Origin of the sequence: Amycolatopsis sp. CA-128772 (genome assembly GCF_002904295.1) — a bacterium.
In the GTDB taxonomy this organism is placed as follows: domain Bacteria; phylum Actinomycetota; class Actinomycetes; order Mycobacteriales; family Pseudonocardiaceae; genus Amycolatopsis.
The window spans coordinates 1-25,410 of the sequence record NZ_PPHG01000001.1; the positions used below are offsets into that span (position 1 = coordinate 1).

Annotated in this window: 22 protein-coding genes and 2 rRNA genes; 18 read left to right on the forward strand and 6 right to left on the reverse strand. The window is 70.1% G+C overall.

Translation table 11 applies throughout. From position 1 onward, the window contains the following. Positions 1 to 2,681 (forward strand): 23S ribosomal RNA (locus C2L59_RS00005); the annotation flags it as partial. A 72-nt stretch (positions 2,682 to 2,753) separates the two neighbouring features. Then, positions 2,754 to 2,870: ribosomal RNA gene (gene rrf, locus C2L59_RS00010) — 5S ribosomal RNA — on the forward strand. Between the two features lie 119 nt (positions 2,871 to 2,989). Here rrf and C2L59_RS48450 read toward each other — a convergent pair. After that, positions 2,990 to 4,633, reverse strand: coding sequence for a hypothetical protein (locus tag C2L59_RS48450; protein ID WP_233223174.1), 1,644 nt, complete (start codon positions 4,631 to 4,633; stop codon positions 2,990 to 2,992). Positions 4,634 to 4,663: 30 nt separating this feature from the next. Here C2L59_RS48450 and C2L59_RS48455 point away from each other — a divergent pair, with 30 nt between their 5' ends. The 10 genes from C2L59_RS48455 (at position 4,664) to C2L59_RS00060 (ending at position 14,452) form a co-directional block, all read left to right on the forward strand. After that, complete coding sequence (locus C2L59_RS48455; RefSeq protein ID WP_233223175.1) at positions 4,664 to 5,173, forward strand: hypothetical protein; 510 nt, start codon at positions 4,664 to 4,666, stop codon at positions 5,171 to 5,173. Beyond that, positions 5,166 to 6,137 carry an HAD-IIA family hydrolase gene (locus C2L59_RS00020; protein ID WP_103347424.1) on the forward strand — a complete coding sequence of 324 codons (972 nt, stop codon included), beginning with the start codon at positions 5,166 to 5,168 and terminating at the stop codon, positions 6,135 to 6,137. Before C2L59_RS48455 ends, C2L59_RS00020 begins: the two co-directional genes overlap by 8 nt. Before the next feature lie 17 nt (positions 6,138 to 6,154). Continuing rightward, the gene (locus tag C2L59_RS00025) at positions 6,155 to 6,352 is read left to right on the forward strand and encodes a hypothetical protein (RefSeq protein ID WP_103347425.1); all 198 of its coding nucleotides are present in this window, start codon (positions 6,155 to 6,157) and stop codon (positions 6,350 to 6,352) included. A 5-nt stretch (positions 6,353 to 6,357) separates the two neighbouring features. Then, positions 6,358 to 7,200, forward strand: coding sequence for a TlyA family RNA methyltransferase (locus C2L59_RS00030; protein WP_103347426.1), 843 nt, complete (start codon positions 6,358 to 6,360; stop codon positions 7,198 to 7,200). Beyond that, positions 7,197 to 8,123 (forward strand): NAD kinase, encoded by a 927-nt coding sequence (locus C2L59_RS00035; protein WP_103347427.1) that lies wholly within the window; start codon positions 7,197 to 7,199, stop codon positions 8,121 to 8,123. Before C2L59_RS00030 ends, C2L59_RS00035 begins: the two co-directional genes overlap by 4 nt. An 89-nt stretch (positions 8,124 to 8,212) precedes the next feature. Continuing rightward, the gene (gene recN / locus C2L59_RS00040) at positions 8,213 to 9,994 is read left to right on the forward strand and encodes a DNA repair protein RecN (RefSeq protein WP_199198838.1); all 1,782 of its coding nucleotides are present in this window, start codon (positions 8,213 to 8,215) and stop codon (positions 9,992 to 9,994) included. 69 nt (positions 9,995 to 10,063) lie between these two features. Next, positions 10,064 to 11,050, forward strand: a complete 987-nt coding sequence (locus tag C2L59_RS00045) for a zinc-binding alcohol dehydrogenase family protein (RefSeq protein ID WP_103347429.1) — start codon at positions 10,064 to 10,066, stop codon at positions 11,048 to 11,050. Next, positions 11,047 to 12,222 carry a DUF1266 domain-containing protein gene (locus tag C2L59_RS00050; protein WP_103347430.1) on the forward strand — a complete coding sequence of 392 codons (1,176 nt, stop codon included), beginning with the start codon at positions 11,047 to 11,049 and terminating at the stop codon, positions 12,220 to 12,222. Before C2L59_RS00045 ends, C2L59_RS00050 begins: the two co-directional genes overlap by 4 nt. Before the next feature lie 98 nt (positions 12,223 to 12,320). After that, the gene (steA, locus tag C2L59_RS00055) at positions 12,321 to 13,505 is read left to right on the forward strand and encodes a putative cytokinetic ring protein SteA (RefSeq protein ID WP_103347431.1); all 1,185 of its coding nucleotides are present in this window, start codon (positions 12,321 to 12,323) and stop codon (positions 13,503 to 13,505) included. Beyond that, a complete protein-coding gene (locus tag C2L59_RS00060) occupies positions 13,502 to 14,452 on the forward strand; it encodes a copper transporter (RefSeq protein WP_103347432.1) in 951 nt (316 codons plus the stop codon). The genes steA and C2L59_RS00060 overlap by 4 nt, the downstream gene beginning before the upstream one ends. 4 nt (positions 14,453 to 14,456) lie before the next feature. Here C2L59_RS00060 and C2L59_RS50170 read toward each other — a convergent pair whose 3' ends face one another. Then, positions 14,457 to 14,555 carry a carbohydrate-binding protein gene (locus C2L59_RS50170; protein WP_370444699.1) on the reverse strand — a complete coding sequence of 33 codons (99 nt, stop codon included), beginning with the start codon at positions 14,553 to 14,555 and terminating at the stop codon, positions 14,457 to 14,459. 315 nt (positions 14,556 to 14,870) lie between these two features. Between C2L59_RS50170 and C2L59_RS50175 the strand changes: the two genes are divergently transcribed. Then, complete coding sequence (locus C2L59_RS50175) at positions 14,871 to 15,158, forward strand: hypothetical protein (protein ID WP_370444700.1); 288 nt, start codon at positions 14,871 to 14,873, stop codon at positions 15,156 to 15,158. A gap of 74 nt (positions 15,159 to 15,232) precedes the next feature. Here the strand turns inward: C2L59_RS50175 and C2L59_RS00070 are convergent, their stop codons facing one another. The 3 genes from C2L59_RS00070 to C2L59_RS00080 all read right to left on the reverse strand — a co-directional run bounded on the left by C2L59_RS00070 (position 15,233) and on the right by C2L59_RS00080 (position 18,719). Then, positions 15,233 to 16,498: an alginate lyase family protein gene (locus tag C2L59_RS00070; protein WP_233223176.1), complete on the reverse strand. Its 1,266-nt coding sequence runs from the start codon at positions 16,496 to 16,498 to the stop codon at positions 15,233 to 15,235. A 92-nt stretch (positions 16,499 to 16,590) separates the two neighbouring features. Then, the gene (locus tag C2L59_RS00075) at positions 16,591 to 17,301 is read right to left on the reverse strand and encodes an aspartate/glutamate racemase family protein (RefSeq protein ID WP_103347434.1); all 711 of its coding nucleotides are present in this window, start codon (positions 17,299 to 17,301) and stop codon (positions 16,591 to 16,593) included. Then, positions 17,298 to 18,719, reverse strand: a complete 1,422-nt coding sequence (locus C2L59_RS00080; protein WP_103347435.1) for an NCS1 family nucleobase:cation symporter-1 — start codon at positions 18,717 to 18,719, stop codon at positions 17,298 to 17,300. Before C2L59_RS00080 ends, C2L59_RS00075 begins: the two co-directional genes overlap by 4 nt. 148 nt (positions 18,720 to 18,867) lie before the next feature. Between C2L59_RS00080 and C2L59_RS00085 the strand changes: the two genes are divergently transcribed. The 5 genes from C2L59_RS00085 to C2L59_RS00105 all read left to right on the forward strand — a co-directional run bounded on the left by C2L59_RS00085 (position 18,868) and on the right by C2L59_RS00105 (position 24,696). Continuing rightward, positions 18,868 to 19,536 carry a GntR family transcriptional regulator gene (locus tag C2L59_RS00085; protein WP_103347436.1) on the forward strand — a complete coding sequence of 223 codons (669 nt, stop codon included), beginning with the start codon at positions 18,868 to 18,870 and terminating at the stop codon, positions 19,534 to 19,536. Between the two features lie 159 nt (positions 19,537 to 19,695). After that, positions 19,696 to 20,886 (forward strand): peptidase S8, encoded by a 1,191-nt coding sequence (locus C2L59_RS00090; RefSeq protein WP_103347437.1) that lies wholly within the window; start codon positions 19,696 to 19,698, stop codon positions 20,884 to 20,886. A 234-nt stretch (positions 20,887 to 21,120) separates the two neighbouring features. Then, a complete protein-coding gene (locus C2L59_RS00095; protein WP_103347438.1) occupies positions 21,121 to 22,281 on the forward strand; it encodes an acyltransferase in 1,161 nt (386 codons plus the stop codon). Positions 22,282 to 22,369: 88 nt separating this feature from the next. Then, a complete protein-coding gene (locus tag C2L59_RS00100; protein WP_103347439.1) occupies positions 22,370 to 24,070 on the forward strand; it encodes a CTP synthase in 1,701 nt (566 codons plus the stop codon). Next, positions 24,067 to 24,696 (forward strand): NUDIX hydrolase, encoded by a 630-nt coding sequence (locus C2L59_RS00105; protein WP_103347440.1) that lies wholly within the window; start codon positions 24,067 to 24,069, stop codon positions 24,694 to 24,696. The genes C2L59_RS00100 and C2L59_RS00105 overlap by 4 nt, the downstream gene beginning before the upstream one ends. A 135-nt stretch (positions 24,697 to 24,831) precedes the next feature. On the opposite strand, the gene C2L59_RS00110 is transcribed toward C2L59_RS00105, so the two are convergent. Further along, positions 24,832 to 25,350, reverse strand: coding sequence for a DUF1707 domain-containing protein (locus C2L59_RS00110; protein ID WP_103347441.1), 519 nt, complete (start codon positions 25,348 to 25,350; stop codon positions 24,832 to 24,834). Between the last annotated feature and the right edge of the window lie 60 nt (positions 25,351 to 25,410).

Here is a 25,410-nt window from a genome sequence, read left to right on the forward strand (position 1 = left end):
TGGTGTTCCCGAGTAGCAGCGAGCTCGTGGAATTTGCTGTGAATCTGCCGGGACCACCCGGTAAGCCTAAATACTTCCTGAAGACCGATAGCGGACGAGTACCGTGAGGGAAAGATGAAAAGTACCCCGGGAGGGGAGTGAAAGAGTACCTGAAACCGTGTGCCTACAAGCCGTCAGAGCCTACTTGTTGGGTGATGGCGTGCCTTTTGAAGAATGAGCCTGCGAGTTAGTGCTGCGTGGCGAGGTTAACCCGTGTGGGGTAGCCGTAGCGAAAGCGAGTCTGAATAGGGCGCCTATAGTCGCGTGGTCTAGACCCGAAGCGGAGTGATCTACCCATGGCCAGGGTGAAGCGACGGTAAGACGTCGTGGAGGCCCGAACCCACTTAGGTTGAAAACTGAGGGGATGAGCTGTGGGTAGGGGTGAAAGGCCAATCAAACTCCGTGATAGCTGGTTCTCCCCGAAATGCATTTAGGTGCAGCGTCGTATGTTTCTCCACGGGGGTAGAGCTACTGGATGGTCTAGGGGCCTTACCGGGTTACCGAAATCAACCAAACTCCGAATACCGTGGTGTTAGAGTACGGCAGTGAGACGGCGGGGGATAAGCTTCGTCGTCGAGAGGGAAACAGCCCAGAACACCAGCTAAGGCCCCTAAGTGTGTGCTCAGTGGGAAAGGATGTGGGATTGCCCAGACAACCAGGAGGTTGGCTTAGAAGCAGCCACCCTTGAAAGAGTGCGTAATAGCTCACTGGTCAAGTGGTCCTGCGCCGACAATGTAGCGGGGCTTAAGCACACCGCCGAAGCTGTGTCATTGACACATGTGATCCATGCGAGCCCTTGAGGTTTGTGTGTAGTCGTGTTGATGGGTAGGGGAGCGTCCTGCACCCAGGGAAGCCGTGGCGGAAGCTAGCGGTGGAGGGTGTGGGAGTGAGAATGCAGGCATGAGTAGCGAATGCAGAGTGAGAAACTCTGCCGCCGGATGACCAAGGGTTCCTGGGCCAGGCTAATCCGCCCAGGGTAAGTCGGGACCTAAGGCGAGGCCGACAGGCGTAGTCGATGGACAACGGGTTGATATTCCCGTACCCGAGCATGTGCGCCCATGACGAGGCGTTTGATACTAACCACCCAAAGCCATCGCTTGAAGCCTTCGGGTGGATGGTGGTGTGTGGAGCGTGGGACCTGATTTCGTAGTAGTCAAGCGATGGGGTGACGCAGGAAGGTAGCTCCGCCAGGCGATGGTTGTCCTGGTGTAAGCGTGTAGGCCGAGTGGTAGGCAAATCCGTCACTCGTGAAGGCTGAGACGTGATGCGTAGCCGTTTGAGGCGAAGTAGAGTGATCCTATGCTGCCGAGAAAAGCCTCTAGTGAGTGCATGCACGGCCCGTACCCCAAACCAACACAGGTGGTCAGGTAGAGAATACCAAGGCGATCGGGTGAACTGTGGTTAAGGAACTCGGCAAAATGCCCCCGTAACTTCGGGAGAAGGGGGGCCAAACATCCTGAAGCCCTTCGCGGGCTAGGGGTGGGTGGCCGCAGAGACCAGCGGAAAGCGACTGTTTACTAAAAACACAGGTCCATGCGAAGTCGCAAGACGATGTATATGGACTGACGCCTGCCCGGTGCTGGAACGTTAAGAGGACCGGTTAGCCAGCAATGGCGAAGCTGAGAATTTAAGCGCCAGTAAACGGCGGTGGTAACTATAACCATCCTAAGGTAGCGAAATTCCTTGTCGGGTAAGTTCCGACCTGCACGAATGGCGTAACGACTTTCCGGCTGTCTCAACCACAGGCCCGGCGAAATTGCACTACGAGTAAAGATGCTCGTTACGCGCGGCAGGACGGAAAGACCCCGGGACCTTTACTATAGTTTGGTATTGGTTTTCGGTTCGGCTTGTGTAGGATAGGTGGGAGACTGTGAAGTGGTCACGCTAGTGGCTGTGGAGTCGTTGTTGAAATACCACTCTGGTCGAATTGGGAATCTGAACCTCGGGCCATGATCTGGTTCAGGGACAGTGCCTGATGGGTAGTTTAACTGGGGCGGTTGCCTCCTAAAGAGTAACGGAGGCGCCCAAAGGTTCCCTCAGCCTGGTTGGCAATCAGGTGTTGAGTGCAAGTGCACAAGGGAGCTTGACTGTGAGACAGACATGTCGAGCAGGGACGAAAGTCGGGACTAGTGATCCGGCACCTCCTGGTGGAAGGGGTGTCGCTCAACGGATAAAAGGTACCCCGGGGATAACAGGCTGATCTTGCCCAAGAGTCCATATCGACGGCATGGTTTGGCACCTCGATGTCGGCTCGTCGCATCCTGGGGCCGGAGTAGGTCCCAAGGGTTGGGCTGTTCGCCCATTAAAGCGGCACGCGAGCTGGGTTTAGAACGTCGTGAGACAGTTCGGTCCCTATCCGCCGCGCGCGTAGGATACTTGAGGAAGGCTGTCCCTAGTACGAGAGGACCGGGACGGACGAACCTCTGGTGTGCCAGTTGTTCTGCCAAGGGCATGGCTGGTTGGCCACGTTCGGAAGGGATAACCGCTGAAGGCATCTAAGCGGGAAGCCTGTTCCAAGATGAGGTATCCCACCCTTTGTGGGTTAAGGCCCCCAACAGACCATTGGGTTGATAGGCCAGAAATGGAAGCACAGTAATGTGTTGTCGAGTTGACTGGTACTAATAGGCCGAGGACTTGTCTACGAAGATGTTGCGCATCCACTCTACGGTTCTGAAACACCACGCCGGTGAACGGTGTGTGTTGTTTCGGAGTGTTTCGGTGGTTTTAGCGTCAGGGAAACGCCCGGTCCCATTCCGAACCCGGAAGCTAAGCCTGACAGCGCCGATGGTACTGCAACCGAAGGGTTGTGGGAGAGTAGGACACCGCCGAACTTACCTTCCGTACGGCCCGTTAGGATAGCCAGTTGGCTGCCCTAGCGGGCCGTACGCGTATGTCCAGAACAAGATTTTTCATGGCAGGAGGCCAGGTGTCCGAGTTCGGTCGACGAGACTCAAGCGATGATGGGTCCGGCCGGTCGGCACGTCGGGACGAAGGCTCCCGGGGCCGGTCGGACGGACCCCGGAAGAGCCAGGGCGGCGCGCGGCAGGACCGCGGCGGCCGCGACGGCGGTTACCAGGGGCGTCCGCGCCGTGACGACCGCGGTGTCCGCGGGGGCGGCAAGCCTTTCCACGGCGGCGACGGTGCCCGCGACCGCGACCAGCGCGGCGGATACGCAGGTCAGAGCCGCGCTTCCGGCGACCGCGACGACCGCCGGGGCGGCTACGGCAGCCGTGACACGGGTGGCCGTCCGGGCGCCGGCCGGTACTCCGACGGTCCGAGCCGCTCCGGCGGCGGCCGTTACGAGGACCGGGGCAACAGCCGCGCCGGCACGCGCAACGACAAGCCGGGCCGCTCCTCCGACGACCGCGGTGGCCGCCCCCAGGGCAAGTCCTCGCACGGCGACCGTAAGCCCCGCTGGGACAACCGCCGCGACGACGACCGCAGCAGCCGCCCCGGCGGTTTCCGCTCGGACGACCGTGGCCGCGGCCGGGATGACGACCGCGGCGGCCGGCCCGGTGGCTTCCGCTCGGACGACCGCGGTAGCCGCTCGGGTGGCTTCCGCTCGGACGACCGCGGTAGCCGCTCGGGTGGCTACCGTCCGGACGACCGGGGCCGCGGCGGCAGCGACCGCCGCGATGAGGACCGTGGTTCCCGTACCGGTGGGTTCCGCTCGGACGACCGCAGCCGCGGCGGTAGCGACCGTCGCGACGATTCCCGCGGCGGCTATCAGGGCCGCGATGACCGTGGCCCTCGGACGGGTGGTTTCCGTTCGGATGACCGCGGCCGGGGCGACCGTCGCGATGACTCGCGCGGCAGCTACCAGCGGCGCGACGACGACCGCGGCCCCCGTACCGGTGGGTTCCGCTCGGATGACCGTGGCCGCAGTGGTAGCGACCGCCGGGACGATTCCCGCGGTGGCTACCAGGGGCGCGATGACCGTGGCCCTCGGACGGGTGGGTTCCGCTCCGACGACCGCAGCCGCAGTGGCAGCGACCGCCGGGACGATTCGCGCGGTGGCTACCAGGGGCGCGATGACCGTGGCCCTCGGACGGGTGGGTTCCGCTCCGACGACCGCAGCCGCAGTGGCAGCGACCGTCGCGATGACTCGCGTGGCAGCTACCAGCGGCGCGATGACGACCGCGGCCCCCGCACCGGTGGCGCCCGCAGCGACGATTCGCGTGGCGAACGCGGCACTTACCAGCGCCGCGACGACAACCGCGGCGAGCGTGGCAGCTACCAGCGCCGCGACGACGACTCCCGCGGCGAGCGCACCGGCGGCGGCGCCGGTGCCGGTGCCAGTGCCAGTGCCAGTGCCAGTGCCGGTAAGCGCTACGACCGTGACAGCCGCAGCCAAAGCGACCGGCCCCGGCGGGACCCGCGGCCCAAGGTTGGTGGCCCGCTCGACGACGAAGCCCTCGCCAAGGAACTCCTGGAAGCGCCCGAACTGCCCGAGGACATCGAGTTCTCCGACCTCGACGAGGAGGTCCGCCGGGAGCTGCGAACCCTGCCGAAGGGCCTGGCCGAGACCGTCGGGAAGCACCTCGTCGCCGCCGGGGGGCTGATCGACAGCGATCCCGAAGCCGCGCTCGAGCACGCCAAGTACGCCAAGGCCAAGGCCTCGCGCGTGCCCATCGTGCGGGAAGCCCTCGGCCTGGTCGCCTACCACGCCGGGAACTGGTCCGAAGCGCTCTCCGAACTGCGGGCCGTCCGGCGGATGACGCGCAGTGACGAGCACATCGCCATCATCGCCGACGCCGAACGAGCCCTCGGGCGGCCCGAGCGCGCGCTCGACCTGGCGAAGGAAACCGACACCGCGAAGCTGAACAAGGCCACGCAGGTCGAGCTCGCCATCGTCGCGGCCGGGGCGCGGCGGGACCTCGGGCAGCTCGATGCCGCCGTCGTCTCGCTGCAGGGTGACGACCTCAAGGCCGAGAAGCGCGACCCGTGGAGCGCTCGCCTCTTCTACGCCTACGCCGACAACCTCGAGGCCGCCGGGCGCAAGGACGAGGCCATCCGGTGGTTCCTCAACGCCGCCGAGGCCGACGCCGAGGACGAGACCGACGCCGCCGAGCGGGCCGCCGACCTGTCCAACGAGAACGCCGGCGAGAAGGACACCGAAGCGACCGATGAGTGACGCCCTCCTCGCGGCCTACGACGCGGTCCTCTTCGACCTCGACGGGACCGTCTACCACGGCACCCGGGTCATCCCGGGTGCCCCGGAGACGGTCCGGGCCGCGCGGGAGCACGGCACACCCGTCCGGTTCGTCACCAACAACGCCTCCAAGGCCCCGGACGAGGTCGTCGCGCACCTCACCGGGCTCGGCATGCCCGCCGGGACCGATGAGGTGCACACCAGCGCCCAGGCCGGCGTGCAGCTGCTGGAAGAACGGCTCGAGCCCGGCGCCGAGGTGCTCGTCGTCGGGACCGAGTCGCTCGCCGGCGAGGTCGCCGGGGCCGGGCTGAAGCCGGTGCGGGAAAACGGCGACGGCGTCCGGGCCGTCGTGCAGGGGCATTCGCCCGACAACACCTGGGCCGCGCTGGCCGAGGCATGCCTGGCCATCCGCGCCGGCGCGCTCTGGGTGGCCTGCAACGTCGACGCGACGCTGCCCAGCGAGCGGGGCCTGCTGCCCGGCAACGGCTCGATGGTGGCCGCGCTGCGCACCGCCACCGACGTCGAACCGCTGGTCGCCGGGAAGCCGCAGCCACTGCTGTTCGAGACCGCCGCGCGGTCCGCCGGCGCGAGCCGTCCCCTGGTCGTCGGGGACCGGCTCGACACCGACATCGCCGGCGCGGTCGCCGCGGGCATCGACTCCCTGGTCGTGCTGTCCGGGGTCGCGACGCCGAAGCAGCTCATCGAGGCCGTCCCGGCCGAGCGGGCGACGTACCTCGCCGACGACCTGACCGCGCTCACCGAGCCGGCGGACGACCTCAAGGTCGGCCCGCGGCCGGGCTGGACCGTGTCCACCGACGGGGGCGTTCTCACCGCGACGGGTGACGGCGGCGACCTGGACCTGCTGCGCGCGCTGTGCCACACGGCCTGGGAGACCGGCGTCACCAAGCTCGGCGGCGACGCCGAAGCGCGGCTGGGCGACCGCTGACTGATACCGTTCGCACCGTGCAGGACCATCCCTTCCCCGTCCCGGGCCCGCCGCCCGGTTCGTTCTCGCAAGCGACCGACCCGCGCGCCGGGATCGACGAAGCCGTCGCCGGGCTGGACGACCTGGACGCGCTGCCGCTCGCGGAGCACGTCGAGCGCTTCGACGCCGTGCACACCGAGCTGACGGTCGCCCTGTCCAGCATCGACAAGGTCTGATCGGCGTGCCCAAGCGGGCCCGCCTCGACGCGGAACTGGTTCGGCGCGGCCTCGCCCGGTCGCGGGAACAGGCCTCCGCCCTGATCACCGGCGGCAAGGTCACCGTCCGCGGCATGGTCGCGGCCAAGCCCGCCACCGGTGTGGAGTCCGACGCGCCCATCGTGGTCAGGGACGAAGACGACCCCGGCTGGGCCTCCCGGGGCGCGCACAAGCTGCTCGGCGCGCTGGAGGCGTTCACGGACCTGACCGTCGAAGGCAAGCGCTGCCTGGACGCCGGCGCGTCCACCGGCGGGTTCACGGACGTGCTGCTGAGGAACGGCGCCGCGACCGTGATCGCCGCCGACGTGGGCCGTGGCCTGCTCGACTGGCGGATCCGCACCGACGAACGGGTAGTGGTCATGGATCGGACCAACGTCCGCAACCTCGGCCCCGACGACCTCGGCGGGCCGGTCGACCTCGTCGTCGGCGATCTCTCGTTCATCTCGCTCAAGCTCGTCCTGCCGGCCCTGGCCGCCTGCGCGCGCGAAGGCGCCGACCTGGTGCCGATGGTGAAACCGCAGTTCGAGGTGGGCAAGGACCGCCTCGGCAGCGGCGGGGTCGTCCGCGACCCGGAACTGCGTGCGGAGTCCGTGCTCACCGTCATCGACGAGGCCGCGAAACTCGGGCTCGCGCTGCACGGGGTCACCGCCAGCCCGCTGCCCGGGCCGTCCGGGAACGTCGAGTACTTCGTGTGGCTCAGGAAAGCCTGTGTCACCGAGGAACGTGTGGCCGAGTCCACTGTGGACGCGGTAGACAGGTCCGAGGCCGAGCGGCTCGTCCGGACCGCCGTCGAGGAAGGGCCCGCATGACCACCGAACGTGAAGTGCTCCTCATGGTGCATCCCGATCGCGAAGCGACCGGCGAAGCCGCGCGCGAGGTTTCGGCGCGCTTCGCCAAGGCCGGCATCCGGATCCGGGTGACCGACCACGACGTCTGCGCGCTGATCAGCCCCGAGGAGCACGGCGTCGGCGCGACCTGCACCGTCGTCGACCCGGACGACAACCCCGCCGACGGCGTCGAGCTGGTCTTCGTCCTCGGCGGCGACGGCACGCTGCTGCGCGCGGCCGAGCTGGCCCGGCCCGCCCGGGTGCCGGTGCTCGGCGTGAACCTCGGGCGCGTCGGGTTCCTCGCCGAGGCCGATTCCGACGCGCTGGCCGACACCGTCCAGCGGGTCGTCGACGGCGACTACCAGGTCGAAGAGCGGATGACCATCGACGTCACCGTCACCCACGACGGCGAAGAGGTCGCCCGCACCTGGGCGCTCAACGAAGCCAGCGTGGAGAAGAGCACCCGTGAACGGGTCCTGGACGCGCTGATCGAGGTCGACGGCCGTCCGGTGTCCGCCTTCGGCTGCGACGGTGTGCTGTGCGCCACACCGACCGGCTCGACCGCGTACGCGTTCTCGGCGGGCGGCCCGATCATCTGGCCCGACGTCCAGGCGCTGCTGGTGGTGCCGAGCAACGCGCACGCGATGTTCGCCCGGCCGCTGGTCGTCTCCCGCGACTCGGTGATCACCGTCGGGATCGACCCGGACGGCTCGTCGGCCGTCCTGACCTGCGACGGAACCCGGCCGATCGACCTGCCGCCGGGCGCGCGGGTGCGCGTGACCTGCGGCAAGACGCCGGTGCGGCTGGTCCGGCTGTGGGACGGGCCGTTCACCGACCGCCTGGTGCAGAAGTTCTCGCTGCCGGTGAAGAGCTGGCGGGAGCGGCACGCGCGCCCCTGTGAATAAGACCGCTGGGCGATTCGTTCGAACATATCGGCGACGCGCCGGGTGCCCGCGCGCGCAGAGTGTCGGTGGGGGCCGCTACCGTAGGCGGCGTGCTGGCCGAGATGCGCATCCAGGGCCTCGGAGTCATCGAGGACGCCCTGCTGGAACTGCACGCGGGCTTCACCGTCGTGACCGGTGAGACGGGTGCGGGCAAGACCATGGTCGTCACCGGGCTGCACCTGCTGTCCGGCGGCCGCGCCGAGGTGTCCAAGGTCCGGACGGGGATGCTCAAGGCGTTCGTCGAAGGACGGTTCACCTACGCCGGCGTCGAAGGCGCCGAGCGGATCGTCGCCGATTCGGGCGCGGACGTGGACGAGGACGGCAGCGTGATCGCGCTGCGCGCGGTCGCCGTCGACGGGCGGTCACGCGCCCACCTCGGCGGCCGGTCCGTGCCGGTCGGCGTGCTCGGGGAGCTGTCCGAGCAGCTCATCGCGGTGCACGGGCAAAACGACCAGCTGCGGCTGCTGCGCCCGGCCGAGCAGCGTGCGGTCATCGACCGGTTCGCCGGTGACGCGGTGGCGAAGCCGCTGAGCGCCTACCAGGAGATCCGGTCCGAGTGGCTGGCGGTGATCGCCGAGCTGACCGAGCGCTCGACGCGCTCGCGGGAGATGGCCCAGCAGGCCGACCTGCTCAAGCACGGGCTCACCGAGATCGACGCGGTCGCGCCGGAGCCGGGCGAGGACGCCGAGCTCACCGCGCAGATCAAGCGGCTCGCGGCGGTCGACGAGCTGCGCGCGGCCGCGACCGAGGCGCACGTCGCCGTGTCGGGCTCGCCGGACGGCGACCCGGACGCGCCGGGTGCGGCCGGCCTGGTCTCCGAGGCGCTGCGGCGGCTTTCGACGTCGGAGGACGCCGTGCTGCGCGAACTGGCGCCGCGGCTGGAGGAGGCGTCGGTGCTGCTCGCCGACGTCGGGGCCGAGCTGGGCAGCTACGTCGAGACGCTGGACGCCGACCCGGCGCTGCTGGAGAAGGTGCTGGCCCGCCAGTCCGACCTGAAGAGGCTGACCCGCAAGTATGCGGCGGACGTCGACGGCGTGCTGGCCTGGGCCGACGACGCCCGGCGCCGGCTGGAAACCATGGACACCTCGGAAGAGGCGCTGGCCGAGCTCGCGATGCAGCGTGACCAGCTGGCGGTCCAGCTGGCGGCGCACGCGGGCGAGGTTTCGGCCGCGCGGGAGAAGGCGGCGGCCGAGCTGGCCGCGGAGATCACCCGCGAGCTGTCGGGGCTGGCGATGGGCCAGGCCGCGATCGACGTGACGGTCGAGCAGCGCCCGGCCGAGCACGGCGACACGCACGCGCTGACCATCGACGGCCGCGCGGTGCACGCGGGCGCGGACGGCGTCGACGACGTCGAGCTGCTCCTGCGCGCCCACGACGGCGCACCGCCGCTGCCGGTGCACAAGGCCGCGTCGGGTGGTGAGCTGTCGCGGGTGATGCTGGCGATCGAGGTGGTCCTGGCGCATGCGGACACGGTCCAGACGCTGGTGTTCGACGAGGTCGACGCGGGTGTGGGCGGCCGCGCGGCGGTCGAGATCGGCCGCCGGCTGGCCCGGCTGGCGCGCACGCACCAGGTCCTGGTGGTGACGCACCTGCCGCAGGTCGCCGCGTTCGCGGACCAGCACCTGGTGGTGGACAAGGGCCACAGCGGCGGCGTCACGCGCAGCGGCGTGAAGAACCTGAGCTCGACCGAGCGGGTGAGCGAGCTGGCGCGGATGCTCGCGGGCATGGACAACGAGACGGGCCGGGCGCACGCGGAGGAGCTGCTGGCGACGGCCGAGAAGGACAAGACCGAGTTCGAGCCCAAGAAGAAGCGCGCGGCGAAGAAGAAGTAGCCGCCCGGGGAAATACTCTCCGCCTCCCGGCAGTTGCCGTGACGACTGCAGGCGAAGAAAGGACCCCCGATGCGCGCGGTGGTGCTCCGTGAACCCGGCCCCGTCGAGAACCTCGAACTGACCGAGCTGCCGCTGCCGGCGGTGAAACCCGGCTGGGTGCGGATCGCCGTGAAGGCGTTCGGCCTCAACCGGTCCGAGCTGCACACCCGGCTCGGGCTGGCCGAAGGCGTCACCTTCCCGCGGGTGCCCGGGATCGAGGCCGTCGGGGTCGTCGACGCCGGTGCCGGCTTCGCGCCGGGACAGCAGGTCGCCACCATGATGGGCGGCATGGGCCGCACCTTCGACGGCGGCTACGCCGAATACACGCTGGTCCCGGCGAACCAGGTCATCCCGTTCCGCAGCGACCTGCCGTGGGAGGTCATCGGCCAGGTCCCGGAGACGCTGCAGACCGCGTACGGCTCGCTCACCACCGGCCTCGACCTGCAGGACGGCCAGACGCTGCTGATCCGCGGCGGCACGTCCGCCCTCGGGTTCGCCACCGCGACCCTGGCGAAGGACCTCGGCGCCACCGTCTTCGCGACCACCCGGCAGCCCGGAAGGCTCGAAACCCTGCGCGAACACGGCGTCGACCACCCTGTCCTCGACGACGGTGACGTCGCCGCGCAGGTCCGGAAGATCGCGCCCGACGGCGTCGACGCCGCACTCGAACTGGTCGGCACCCCGACCCTGCCGGACACCCTGAACGCCACCCGCGTGCACGGCACGGTCTGCTTCGCCGGCATGTTGTCCAACCAGTGGACGATCTCGAACTTCTATCCGATCGGCTACCTTCCGGACGGCGTGCGGTTGACCGCTTATGGTGGGGAGGCGGACGACCTGCCCGCCTCCGTCCTCCAGCGCTACCTCGACCGGATCGCGGCCGGCGAAGCCAGCCTCGGCCCGGCGAAGGTGTACCCGATGGCGGAGATCCGGCAGGCGCACGACGACCTGGAGCACAACCGGACGGCGGGCAAGCTCGTCGTGCTTACCGGCCGAGCGGAGGGAGCCGCCCCGTGATCCTGCCGCCGCCCGCCGACGTCGAAGCCCAGCTCGCCGCCGCGCGGCGGGATGGCGACCTCGACCGGTACCTCGGCCTCCTCGCCGGCGAGGAGCTGTTCGTGCCGATCCGGCGGGTGGACGCGCACCGCATCCTCGACGAGCACGCGGAGACCTTCCCCAACGTCTACTTCGAGACCGGCGGTGACGAGTTCCTGCAGGTCTTCACCCGCGGCGCGCTGCCGGACCCCGGCCCGGACATCGTGGCCATGAGCGGCTCGCTCGACTGGGCGGTCGACGGCGTCGGGCGGCACGAGCGGGTCGTGTTCAACCGCGGCACCCGTGGCGAGTGGCGGCTGCCGGGGGCGACGCTGCAGCCGTGGCTCGACGCGCACGGGGACGACGTCACGCCGCTGGAAGAGCAGGTCGAACGGCTGATCACCGCGCCGTACGGGCACCTCGAAGGACCCATCGCGCACGCGCTGGCCTGCGGCGCGCACCTGGCCGTGCTCGAAGCGACGCCGTGGAACGTCCTGGACGCGCGCTTCCACGACTACGTCGCCGAAGTGCGGGGCCTGCGGGACTGGTGGGGCGTGCCCGACCCGCCCGGCTGGCGCGCCACCATGACCGGCCTGATCGGCGACGGCTACGCGCTGACCCCCGGCAACCTGGTCCTGATGCTGCGGCTGCGGTTCGCCGCCGAGTACGGGCTGCCCCGCGCCGAGTTCGATCCGCTGACCTGGGCGCAGCTGGTGGACCGGTGGTGCACCGAGCACGACGCCGCCGACCAGGCGGAAGAGCTGCGCGACACGGTCCGGCGGGTGTCCCGGTACGAACGCCGGCTGCGGGCCGACGGCCTGGTCGACGCGGACGGGTGCGTCACGACGGCGTTGTCCTGGGACGTCGGCCGCGCGGTCACCATCGCGCGCGGCGGGCTGGCGGCCGGCTACTGCGACGCGCTGACCGCCGAGCTGATGGTGCTCGAGGCCGGCTCGCTCGCGCGTCGCTACCACCAGTCATGGGCCGACCTGTCGGCGGGGTACGTCATGGGCCGGGTGCTGCACGCCGGCGAGGACGACTTCGGCGAGTGGTACCCCGCGGCCGTGCGCGTCCACCACCAGCTCCTTCAGGACCCGGCGAGCCCGTGGCTGAACCTCGGTTTCGGCTCGCTGTCGGAGGAGTCGGACGCCTGACCCGCACGGGGGAGGGCGACCGGGCTCACCACAACGAGTCACGGCCGCTACGGCGTGGCGTACAACGTCCCACGAGCAAATTTGTCACCATCGGCCACATGAAGCTCACCGGGTTGCTCACGCGGAACCAAGAACCCCTCCCGGGGATCACCGGGGTGGCCCGGGTCGACCGCCGCACCCGTGAGCTGCTGCGCCGGCTCAGTCCCGGCGACATCGTCGTGCTCGACCAGCTGGACCTCGACCGCGCGACGGCCGACGCCCTGGTCGAAGCCGAGGTCGCGGGCGTGGTCAACGCGTCGCCGTCGATCTCCGGCCGGTTCCCGAACATGGGCCCGGAGATCCTGGTCGCGGCCGGCATCCCGCTCGTCGATTCGGTCGGCAGCGAGCTGCTGCGCTCGATCAAGGACGGCACGAAGCTGCGGCTGCACGACGGCGTCGTGTACGTCGGCGAGCGCCAGGTCGCCTCCGGCATCGAGCAGAACGCCGAGAGCGTGGCCGACCAGATGATCGAGGCCAAGGCCGGGATGTCGACCCAGCTGGAAGCGTTTTCGGCCAACACCATCGAGTTCCTCCGCCGCGAGCGCACGCTGATCCTCGACGGCGTCGGCGTGCCGGAGCTGAAGGTGGCGATCCGCGACCGGCACGTGCTGGTCGTCGCGGGCGGCAACGGGCACGCCGAAGACCTCAAGAAGCTCAAGAAGTACGTCGCCGAGCACCGCCCGGTGCTGATCGGCGTCGACGCGGGTGCCGACACCCTGCGCGTGCAGGGCTACCAGCCGGACGTCGTCGTCGGCGACCCCACCGGCATCGGCACCGCGACGCTGCGCGGCGGCGGAGAGGTCGTGGTGCCCGCGCAGCCCGACGGGCACGCCCCCGGGGTCGAGCGGATCCAGGACCTCGGCATCGGCGCGGTGACCTTCCCCGCGACGGGCAACGCCGAGGACCTCGCGCTGCTGCTGGCCGACGCGCACGGCGCCAGCCTGGTCGTCACCGTCGGCTTCCAGGCCACCCTGCGCGAATTCCTCGACCACGGCCGGTCCGGCTCGAACCCGTCGACGTTCCTGACCCGGCTGAAGCTCGGCACGAAGCTCGTCGACGGCAAGGCCGTCGCGACGCTGCACCGCAACCGGGTGTCGATCGGCGCGGTCGTCCTGCTCGTGCTCGCCGCGGTCGTGGTGGTCGCCGCGGCACTGCTGGTGTCCGACGTCGGCTCGGTCTACCTGGACTGGATCAAGGGCACCTGGAACTCGTTCTTCGCCTGGGCCAAGGGATTGTTCACGTGATTTCGCTGCGCTACCACGTAGTTTCGATTGCCGCCTGCTTCCTCGCGCTGGCCGTCGGGGTCGTCCTCGGCTCGACCGCGCTCAACGGCACGCTGCTGTCCGGGCTGGCGGGGGAGAAGAAGGACCTCGGCAGCCAGGTCGCCGACCTGGAGGCGCAGCGCAACGCGCTCAACGCCCGGCTGGCCGACGCGGACGCGTTCGCCGGCTCGATGGGCCCGAAGGTCGTCGCCGGTGCGCTCGACAAGCGGTCGGTGGTGCTGGTGACCACCGAGGACGCCCGCCCGGCCGACCGTGACGTGCTGAAGCAGCTGGTCGGCCAGGCGGGGGCGACGGTGACCGGCGAGGTGCAGCTGACGTCGGCGTTCGCCAACCCGGAGAAGGCCGACCAGCTCCGCGACGTCGTCACGCGGCTGCAGCCGGCCGGCTCGAAGTTCCCGACGGCGGGGGACTCCGGCACGCTCGCCGGCGCGCTGCTCGGCTCGGTGCTGCTGCTGGACAAGACCACGGCGAAACCGCAGTCCTCGCCCGAGGAGCTGGCGGCCGCACTGGGCGGCCTCACCGACGGCGGGTTCGCCAAGGCGGGCCCGGACGTCAAGCCGGCGCAGCTGGCGATCGTGCTCACCGGCGCCCAGGCGACCGGCGACGGCGCGGGTGACCGCGCGGCGACGATCGCCCGGTTCGCGACGCAGCTCGACCGCAGCGGCGCCGGGGCGGTGCTCGCCGGTGACGCCGGCTCGGCCGACGGCACCGGCGCGCTGGGCGTGGTCCGCGCGGACACCTCGGCGACGTCCATCCTGTCCACTGTGGACAACGTGGACACGTCGGCGGGCCGGGTGAGCGCGATCCTGGCGCTGAAGGAACAGCTCGACGGGGGCGCCGGGCGTTACGGCATCGCCGGCAACGCCCAGGCGCCCGCGCCCGGGGTCGGCAGCCCCGCGGGGAACTGACCGCTCAGCTCGCGAGCCAGCGGGCCGGGACGTTCGGCGGTTCCCAGCCCACCAGCGAGGTGTGGGCCTGGCGGCACGTGTACGTGACGCCGTTGTAGGTCACCTTCGCCCCCGACGCGTACGCCGTGTTCGGCGCCCACGCGGGAATCGACGGCGGCGTCGTGGTCGTGGGCGGGATGCTGGTGGTCGTCGGCGGGGTTGTCGACGACGCCGGACAGCCTTGTACATCGCGGCGCCGGGGACGTTGCCGCTCAGCGCGTGCCCCGGCGACGGACCCGAAGCCGGCTGGTACAGCCCGTGGTTCGAGCCGGCGGGCACCCCGGTCCAGCCGCGGTAGCAGAACGGGATGCCGAGCGTCAGGGTGCCCGCCGGGAACCCGCCCGCGATGCCGTACGCGCTGTTGCCGGGCAGGTAGTCCTTGATCACCGAGCCGGTCGGTCTGGATCTTCGCGATCTTGTCCTGGCCGCCGGGGAGCGCGGCCGAGAGCGCGTAGCGCTTGCCGCCCAGGGCGTCCAGCTGGCTGCGGAACTCCGCGAGCAGCGCCGTGTAGTTCGCGGTGTCGGCGGCGCTGTGGTGGTTGCCGACGTGCCCGGTGGGGAACCCGGGTACTCGCAGTCGATGTCGATGCCGTCGAAGATGCCGGCCGCGGCGGCGTCGGAGAAGTACCTGGAGTACGTCCAGCCGCCGATCGATAGCAGCATTTGAGGTTCGGGTGCTTCGCCTCGAGTTCCGGCGTGCGCGATGGGACGCGGTGTCCGGATTTCGTGCGGAACCGGCCCCTACTTCAGCGGCGGGTCCAGCGGGAAGCAGGACAACCGCACCGCCCACGTGTCACCGCCCGCGGGCGAGGGCATCCGCTTGAGCGCCGCCGCCGCGTCCGGGTCGTGGCCTTCCTCGGCCGCCGCGTGGAAGATGTCCGCCGCGATCGACTGGTCGAACACGCCGATCTGCTGGTGCGGCCAGGCTTCGGCGCCGTGCAGCGCGCCCGGGATCAGCTGGTCGACGACCTTCCGCAGCGTCACGCCGTTCGGAGCCCGGTACTTCCAGACGTCGACCCCGAGGTTCTTCCCGACCTCCGCCAGCCGGCCCCACGCCGTGAGGTTGAAGTTGACGTAGTGCCAGGACATCGTGCGCGACAGCTCGAGCGGCTGGCTGCCGTCGGCGGCGAACTGCACCGGGAACCGGTTCTGCTCGGTGTCCAGGACGATCTTCTTCGCCGCGTCCCGTTTGCCCAGGTACGCCGAGATGGTCGCGTTCTGCATGTCGAGGAACGTGCCGTGGTTGTTGGTGGCGGCCAGTTCCAGCTCGGCCTGCGGGCTGGTCTGCATCCAGCCGAGGTACTGCGTCAGCCACGCCCGGATCCCGGAGCGGTCCTTCCCGGTCCAGCCCGGCGCACCGCCGTCGAGCAGCGCGAACGCGTCCAGCAGCTGGCTGAACGACTGCGTCGAGTCGATGATCCCGGTGCCGCTGATCGTGGTCCGGCACGGGACGACCTGCGAGTACGTCATGTTCGGGTTCATCCGGGTGGCCGGGTCGAGGAACCACGTCCGGATGTCCAGCGCCGCCCGCTTCGCGTACTTCGCGTCGCCCGTGTAGTACCAGGCCAGCGAGAGGTAGTACATCGCGTCCCACGCCCACATCCGGTAGGTGTGGTCGGTGATCGCGTCGGCCTCCGGGTTGCGCTGGCCGTCCTTGCTGACGTAGGGGCAGCCCTGCGGGTTCTCCGGCGTCTTCGGCTGGCTCGCCCACCAGTACGGCGCCTGGCTCGTGTAGTCGTGCTTGTCTCCGCTGGGCGGGGCGGACGGCTTGTCCATGACCGACCACGGGCCGTCGGTCAGTGCGGTGTTCGCCTTGGCCAGCACGGCTTTCAGCGCGTCACGCTGGGCCTTGGTCGCGTGGCCGCTGCGGATCGCCTGCTTGATGCCCGCCAGCTTCGCGCCGTCGGTGACGATCGTATGCGGTGGGGACGCGGCGACCGCCGTCCCGCTCACCGGGACCAGGAGCATGCTCGCGGAAACCGCAAGCGCACCGAAAACTCTTCGCACGTCGACCGCCCTTTCGGGGACGTCGGAATCCCCACGTCGTCACCGGGCGGCGGTACGGCTGCAGGGATTCTGACGTCCTCGTGCGGCGGGTGTCAATCGGTCGGCCAGGTGCGTCTCTTGTCCAGCGGGCGTGCGTACGAACCCGCGCGGCTCGTCTTCAACCCCAGTGCCACCAGGGACTCCGCGAGCCGGACCGCGGCCGCGACGCCGTCGATGACCGGGATGTCCAGCATCGTCGCGATCTTCCGGTCCAGGCCGGTCATCCCGGCGCAGCCGAGCACGAGCACCTCCGCGCCCGCGTCCCGTGCCCGGCGGCCGGCGGTGAGCAGCGCCGATTCCGTGCGCCGCTCGTCGGTCAGCTCCAGCACGCCGAGCCCGGCACCGGTGACCGTGACGCAGTTCTGCGCGACGCCGGCGGCGTGCAGGCTGTCCTCGATCAGCCCGCATGTCCGGTCCAAGGTGGTCACCACGCCGTAGCGGCGGCCGAGCAGGCAGGCCAGGTGCGCGGCGGCCTCGGTGATGTCGACGACCGGGACGTCCAGCAGCTCGCGCGCGCCCTCGCGGCCGTGCTCGCCGAACCCGGCGAGCACGACGGCGTCGAACGGTTCGTCCAGGCCCCGCAACAGATCGAGCACGGCGGCCGCGGACAGGAAGCTGTCGAGCCAGCCTTCCGCCGACTCGGGTCCCCAGCGAGGGGTCCGCGCCAGGATCTCCGTGCCGGGACTCGCGGCCGCGCGCGCCCCGGCTTCGATCTCCTTGGTCATCGCCTCGGTGGTGTTGCAGTTGGTGACGACGATCTTCATCGGTGCTTCCTCGACACCACGTAGTAGAGGGCCGCCGAGGACGCCGTGCCGATGAACCACGAGTACGGCGCGGCCGGTGCGAAGAACGGCACCAGGGCGATGACGGCGGACAGCGCCGCGGTCGGGAAGAACGTCACCAGCGCCCGTGGGTTCACGCGCGGGTAGATCCCGCCGTCCACGAACAGCTGGGCGACGTCCACCTGGCCGCGCCGGATCAGGTAGTAGTCGACGATCATGATGCCGAACAACGGGCCGAGGAACGCGCCGAGCCCGCCGAGGAAGTAGTTGACCACTGCCGGCGAGGAGTACAGCTTCCAGGGCAGCACGCACAGCGCCGCGACCGCGCTGATCATCCCGCCGATGGTGAACGTGATCCGCCGCGGCCAGATGTTGGCCAGGTCGTAGGCGGGGGAGACGAAGTTGGCGACGATGTTGACGCCCATGGTGGCGACGGCGAACGTCAGCGCGCCGATGATGAGCACCGGCGTGTTGTGCACCTTGGCCAGCAGCTCGGCCGGGTCGGTGATGGCCTCGCCGAACACCTGCATGCTGCCTGCGGTGACGACCACCGACAGCAGCGCGAACGCCGTCGAGTTGATCGGCAGGCCCCAGAAGTTGCCGCGCTTCACCGTCTTCTGGTCCGGCGCGAAGCGGGAGAAGTCGCAGAAGTTGAGCATCAGCGTGCCGTAGGTGGCCAGGATGAGCCCGGCCGCGCCGAACCACTGGCGGATCTGCTCCCCGGTGGACAGCTGCTTCGGGCTGCTGGTGAAGGAGATGTTCCAGTGCCCGGCCGCCAGGATCCAGACGGCGAGGGCGATCATCACGACCCAGATCGCCGGGCCGCACCAGTCCTGGAACTTGCGCACCGACTCCATGCCGCGGGTCAGGATCAGCGCCTGGACCGCCCACAGCGCGACGAAGCAGATCCAGCCGAGCGCGTGCAGGCCGAGGAACCCGTGCTCGGTCAGCGGTTTCAGGCCGGGGTCGATGGCGAGCACGAGCAGCGTGATGGCCACGCTGGCGAGGTAGGTTTGGATGCCGTACCAGAAGATCGCGATGACCGCCCGGATCAGCGCGGGCAGGTTGGCGCCGAACGTGCCGAAGCTGATCCGCGCGACGACCGGGAAGGGCACGCCGGTGCGCTGGCCGATCCGGCCCATCAGGTTCATCCCGGCGTAGATGATGACGAACCCGAACAGCAGGGCGGTGAACACCTGCCAGGCCGACAGGCCCAGCACGAAAAGACCGGCCGCGAAGGTGTAGTTGCCGAGGTTGTGCACGTCGAACATCCACAGCGCGAAGATGTCGTAGACCTTCCACCGGCGTTCCTTCGCCGGCGCGAGGTCTTCGTTCCACAGCCGGGGATCGGGCGGTGGGGTGGTCTCCTGCGAAGGTTCGGTGAGCGGGGCGGCGGTCATGGAGGCTCTCCGATCGACGTGCGACGACGGCGATTTGGGATACCAAACTTTGGAATCCCAAATATCACCCCGAGGTCCGGTCGAGTCAACCCTCCGGACGATAAACTCGGGTAACGGCCGGTTACGGCAGTGTTGAAGGAGGGGCGAGGTGAACGAGCGGCAACCCCTCGCGGCCACCCGGCAGCGGGTCCGCGAGGAGCTGCGCGAGCGGATCCTGACCGGGCGCCTGCGCCCGGGCGACCGGCTGGTCGAGCGCGAGCTGGCCGAAGACCTCGGCGTCTCACGGGTGCCGGTCCGGGAGGCCATCCGCAGCCTGGAGGCCGAAGGTTTCCTCGTCGTCCAGTCGCCGCGGCGGGTCGTCGTCCGGCAGCTGGCGCGGGTCGACGTCGAGGAGCTGTTCGACGTCCGCGAGGCCCTGGAGGGCCTGGCGGCCGGGCTGGCGGCGGCTCGCGCGGGGGCCGCGGAGCTCAAGCGCCTCGATCGCGTGCTGGCCGACGCCGCCCGCGCCACGGCCCGCGGCGACGCCGCCCGGATCACCGTGCTGAACTCGCGCTTCCACGACGAGATCGTCGCCATCGCGGGCAACGCGCTGCTGTCGACGATGCTCCAGCCGCTCGAGGGCCGCCTTCGGTGGCTCACGAGCCAGAACGAGCACTGGGCCGAGCTGCTCGACGAGCACCGGCGCCTGTTCGAGGCGATCGCGTCCGGGGACCCGGACCGGGCGAAGGCGTCCGCGGTGGAACACGTGCGGGTGAACCGGGATGTCACGCTGCGTTCGTTGTTCGCCGAGGAGCCCGGCGAGCGGCCGACGGGCTGACATCGCCGCTTTGGCGTGGATTGCGTCCGACGCCCGCTTTTTCAGCCGTTCGTACCAGGGGTGACGCGACTTTGGTCTGTGTCACGCGGCCGAACGGCGGCTTACGGTCTTCGGTCACCGGTCTCGCCGACCGTGTCCCCGTTTTTCCGGAGGTTCACCGTGCGTAGTGCGACAGTCTTCGCCGCCGCCTTCACCCTCGCGCTCACCGTCACCGGCGTTGCCGAGGCGGCCCCCGCCGGCCACGGCCACGCCCAGCGCGTCTGCTCGGTCGCGCCGGCCGGCTTCGCGGCCTGCAACGCCTGGATCAACACCGACACCGCCGCCGCTCTGGCGGCCACGCCGTCCGGGCTCGGGCCGGCCGACCTGCTCTCCGCGTACAACCTGGGCTCCCTCGCGAACAGCGCCGGCGCCGGCCGCACGATCGCCATCGTCGACGCCTACGACGCCCCGACCGCCTTCGCCGACGTCAACGTCTACCGCGCCCAGTACGGCATCCCCGCGCTTGCGTCCTGCTCGCCGTCGTCGGTCAACGCCAGCACCACCCCGTGCTTCGCCAAGGCCGACCAGAGCGGCGGGACCACCTACCCGCGCAAGGACGGCGGCTGGGCCCAGGAGATCTCCCTCGACCTCGACATGGCGTCGGCGATCTGCCCGAAGTGCAACATCCTGCTGGTCGAGGGCACCTCGTCGAGCTTCGCCAACCTCGGCACCGCGGTGAACACCGCCGTGCGGCTGGGCGCCGAGGTGGTCAGCAACAGCTACGGCGGCAGCGAGTTCTCCGGTGAGGCGAGCTCCGAAGGGCAGTACTTCAACCACCCGGGTGTCGCGATCACCGTCAGTTCCGGTGACTCCGGGTACGGCGTCGAGTTCCCGGCCGCGTCGCGGTACGTCACCGCGGTCGGCGGGACCAGCCTGAAGCGGGCGTCGAACACCCGCGGCTGGAGCGAGACGGCGTGGAGCGGCGCGGGCAGCGGCTGCTCGGCGTACATCACCAAGCCGTCGTGGCAGACCGACAGCGGCTGCGGCAAGCGGACGGTGGCCGACGTCAGCGCCGTCGCCGACCCGGCCACCGGGGTCGCCGTCTACGACAGCACCGCCTACCAGGGCCGGTCCGGCTGGATGGTGTTCGGCGGCACCAGCGTCGCGGCGCCGGTCGTCGGCAGCGTCTACGCCCTCGGCGGTGTCAGCGGCGTCACGGGCGCGAACACGGTGTACTCGCACACAGCTTCGCTCCACGACGTGAGCGGCGGCAGCAACGGCTCGTGCGGCGGCAGCTACCTCTGCACCGCGGTCACCGGCTACGACGGCCCGACCGGCCTCGGTACCCCGAACGGGGCCGCAGCCTTCTGATTTCCCTTGCGGAGGGCCACCACGCGGGCGGTGTCGCGCCCGGGTGGTGGCCCTTCACGCTGAGCATTAACATGATCACTGTAGTCACGCACCCCGAGCGGGAGTGGCATATCCGACAGGCCCCAGCAGCCCGGCCAACAGGCGCCTCCCAGTGGCTTCATGGGAAATTCACAGAATGGGTGGCAAGTCTGAGAACGTGAACCACGCCGACGACAGTGCCGGATCGGCGGCACGATGACGACTGCCCAGGCCACGCTCGAAGCCCCCGCCCGCAGCACGAGACCGGGCGGCAAAGCGCCCTACCTGCACCAGATCGACCTGTTCCGGTTGGTCACGTTCGCCTGCGTCATCCTCATCCATGTGGTGGGCGCGACGAACTACGCGCAGGACGTGGGCGCCAACGCGGTCGAGACGCCGCTGCACTTCACCCGGGAGGCGTTCTTCGCGCTCACCGGCTTCGTGCTGGTGTTCCAGAACCGCCGCCGCGAGTTCACCGCCGCGGACTTCTGGCGCCGCCGGCTGCCGCTGGTCGCCACGCCCTACCTGGCCTGGTCGATGTTCTTCTGGGCGTATTCGCTGGTGACCGGGGTGCAGCAGCCGGGCTCGCTCGAGGCGTCGATGCGCCTGCTGCTCAAGGACCTCGTCACCGGCGGCGCCTGGTACCACCTGTACTTCCTGCTCGTGACGATGCAGGTCTACCTGCTGTTCCCGTGGCTGATGAAGCTGCTGCGGGCGACCGCGGGCAAGCACGGGTGGCTGCTGCTGGGCAGCGGGGCGCTGCAGGTCGGCGTCACGTTGTTCATGACGTACCAGCCGCTGGGGGTGAGCTACGAGACCATCACCCACCTGTACGCCACGATCGTGCCGTACCAGTTCTACACGCTGTCCGGTGCCGTGGTGGCCATGCACTTCGAGACCGTGCACGCCTGGGCGGGCCGGCACCGGCTGCTGCTGGGCGGCGCGCTCGTCGCCGTGCTCGCCGGCACCGAGTGGTACTACCTGCGCACTGTCCACAGTGGAACTTTCCCGCAGGTGGCCAGCGACCCGTTCCAGCCGTACCTGATCCCGTGGTTCCTCACCGTGATCGCGGCGATCTACGCGTTCAGCACGTGGTGGGCGGCACGCCGGCGCGAAGGCAGCCGCGGAGCCCGGCTCGTGTCGTGGGCGGCGAACCGGTCGTTCAGCGTCTTCCTGGTGCACCCGCTCGCGCTGGCCCTGCTCGGCCCGCTCATCCCGGTCGCGGCGGAGCGGTTCGGCGCGCCGTGGCTCAGCGTGATCGTCTACGTGGCGACGATCGCCCTGACGATCACCATGGTCGAGGTGCTGCGGCGGCTGCCGGGCAGCCGCGCGCTCACCGGACGGCCGCGGTTGCGCCCGGCGCGGGTTGCGGCTTAGTCACCCGTGCGGGTGGCCCAGGTCATATCCGGCGGCTCGGGCATGTCACAGCGCGCGGATCCGCAGCGGTGGGATATGCTGGCGGCCCGTGGGACTTCAGTCACGGGCAACCAAGTACGTTTTTGTCACCGGAGGCGTCGCCTCCTCTCTGGGCAAGGGACTCACGGCTTCCAGCCTGGGTCAGCTCCTTACCGCACGCGGGCTTCGCGTCACGATGCAGAAGCTCGACCCCTACCTCAACGTCGACCCCGGGACGATGAACCCGTTCCAGCACGGTGAGGTGTTCGTCACCGACGACGGCGCCGAGACCGACCTCGACATCGGGCACTACGAGCGGTTCCTCGACCGCGACCTCGACGGCAAGGCCAACGTCACCACCGGCCAGGTCTACTCCGAGGTGATCGCCAAGGAGCGCCGCGGCGAGTACCTCGGCGACACCGTGCAGGTCATCCCGCACATCACCGACGAGATCAAGGCCCGGATCACCGCCGCGGCCGAGCCCGACGAGAACGGCCAGTCGCCGGACGTCGTCATCACCGAGGTCGGCGGCACGGTCGGCGACATCGAGTCCCTGCCGTTCCTGGAGGCCTGCCGCCAGGTCCGCCACGACGTCGGCCGCGACCACTGCTTCTTCCTGCACGTCTCGCTGGTGCCGTACCTGGCGCCTTCGGGCGAGCTCAAGACGAAGCCGACCCAGCACTCGGTCGCCGCGCTGCGCAACATCGGCATCCAGCCCGACGCGCTGGTCTGCCGGGCCGACCGGGAGATCCCGGAGGACCTCAAGCGCAAGATCGGCCTGATGTGCGACGTGGACACCGAGGCGGTCATCGCCTGCCCGGACGCGCGGTCCATCTACGACATCCCGAAGGTGCTGCACGGCGAGGCGCTCGACGCCTACGTCGTCCGCCGCCTCGGCCTGCCGTTCCGCGACGTCGACTGGACGGTGTGGGGCGACCTGCTCGACCGGGTGCACAACCCGAGCGAGGTCGTGCGGATCGCCGTGGTCGGCAAGTACATCGACCTGCCGGACGCCTACCTCTCGGTCACCGAGGCCCTGCGTGCGGGCGGGTTCGCCCACCGCGCCAAGGTCGAGATCGTCTGGGTGGCCTCCGACGACGCGCAGACCGCGTCCGGCGCGGCCTCCGTGCTGTCCGATGTGGACGGTGTGCTGATCCCGGGCGGGTTCGGCATCCGCGGCATCGAGGGCAAGGTCGGCGCGATCGAGTACGCCCGCACCCGCGGCGTCCCGCTGCTCGGCCTGTGCCTCGGCCTGCAGTGCATGGTCATCGAGGCCGCGCGGCACCTGGCCGGCATCGAGGACGCGGGCTCGTCGGAGTTCGACGAGAACACCACGCACCCGGTCATCTCGACCATGGCCGACCAGCGTGACGTCGTCGCGGGGGAGCGGGACATGGGCGGCACCATGCGGCTCGGCGCGTACCCGGCGAAGCTGAAGGCGGGTTCGCAGGTCGCGAAGGCGTACGGCACCACCGAGGTGTCCGAGCGCCACCGGCACCGCTACGAGGTCAACAACGCCTACCGCAAACAGCTCACCGACGCCGGCCTGGTGTTCTCCGGCACCTCGCCGGACGACCACCTGGTCGAGTTCGTCGAGCTGCCCGCCGACAAGCACCCGTTCTTCGTCGGCACCCAGGCGCACCCCGAGCTGAAGAGCCGCCCGACCCGGCCGCACCCGCTGTTCAGCGCGTTCGTCAAGGCCGTGGTGGATCGCAAGGTCGCCGAGCGGCTGCCGGTCGAGCTGCCCGAGGCATCGGTGGCGGCCCGATGACCGCGCCGGGCGAGCACGAGTTCAGCGTCGCGGCCAGCCGGGACGTCCACATCGGACGCGTCGTCGGCCTGCGGATCGACGAGGTCGTGATGCCGGGCGGCGGCACCGCGACCCGCGAGGTGATCGAGCACCTCGGCGCGGTGGCGATCGTCGCGCTGGACGAGGACCAGCAGGTCACGCTGATCCACCAGTACCGGCACCCGATCGGGCACCGGCTGTGGGAACTGCCGGCCGGCCTGATCGACCACCTCGGCGAGGACCCGGTGGACACCGCTCGCCGGGAACTGGTCGAGGAGGTCGGGCTGGCCGCGTCGGACTGGGTGACGCTGGTCGACGTCGCGGCGTCGCCGGGCTTCACCGACGAGGTCGTGCGGGTCTTCCTGGCCCGCGGGCTGTCCGATGTGGACCGCGAGGTGCTCGGCGACGAGGAAGCGGACCTGGTGATCCGCAAGTTCCCGCTCGCCGAGGCGGTCCGGATGGCCCTGGCGGGCGAGCTGCTCAACGGCGCCACGGTGTCCGGCGTGCTGGCCACCCACGCGGTGCTCACCGGCGTGGCCACGGCCCGCCCGGCGGACGCCCCGTGGACCGACCGCCCGACGGCGTTCGCCAAGCGCAAGGAAGCCTGAGCCCGCTCCGCTGCGCTGCGCCCGCTCCGCTGCGCCTCGGCTCAAGCGCCCCAATGTGGCGTTGGGTGCATCCAACGCACCGAACGCCACATTGGGTGCGGTGGATGCACCGAACGCCACATTGGGGCGGTCGGGTCAGGGGCGCAGCGGGCGGCCTTCGGCGTCGCGGCCGCCGTTGGCCAGCAGCACGATGCCGTCGATGATCGGCCAGAGCGTGCCCGCACCCAGGGTGATCACGCAGACGAACAGCTGCAGCAGGCCGAGGCCGACCTGGCCGGTGTAGAACCGGCCGACGCCGAAGGGCAGCACGATCTGCAGCACGCCGGCCACCGTCTTCGACCGGTACGAGTACGGCACCGGCTGCGGGTACGGCTGCGGGTACGGCGTCGGGGGCGGCGCGTACACCGGCATCGGAACCGGCATCGAGACCGGGGCCGGCATCGGCGCCGGCGGCGGCCCGAAGAAGCCCGGGTGGGGCTGGGGCAGGTCGCGGAACAGCGGCCGGAGGTTGCCCAGGGTGGCCGCCGCGTAGGCGTCCGTCACCCGCGTCTCGTACTCGTCCGGGGTGATGCGGCCCATGCCGAAGTGGTCGGCGAGCAGCCTCGCCGCTTCCTCCCGCTCGGCCGTGCCGATGCGGAGTTCGTCGGACTCCATGAATCCAAGGTAACCGCGCGGAGCCGGGAACGGGGTTTCTCCCCGGTCACGAGCCCCGGG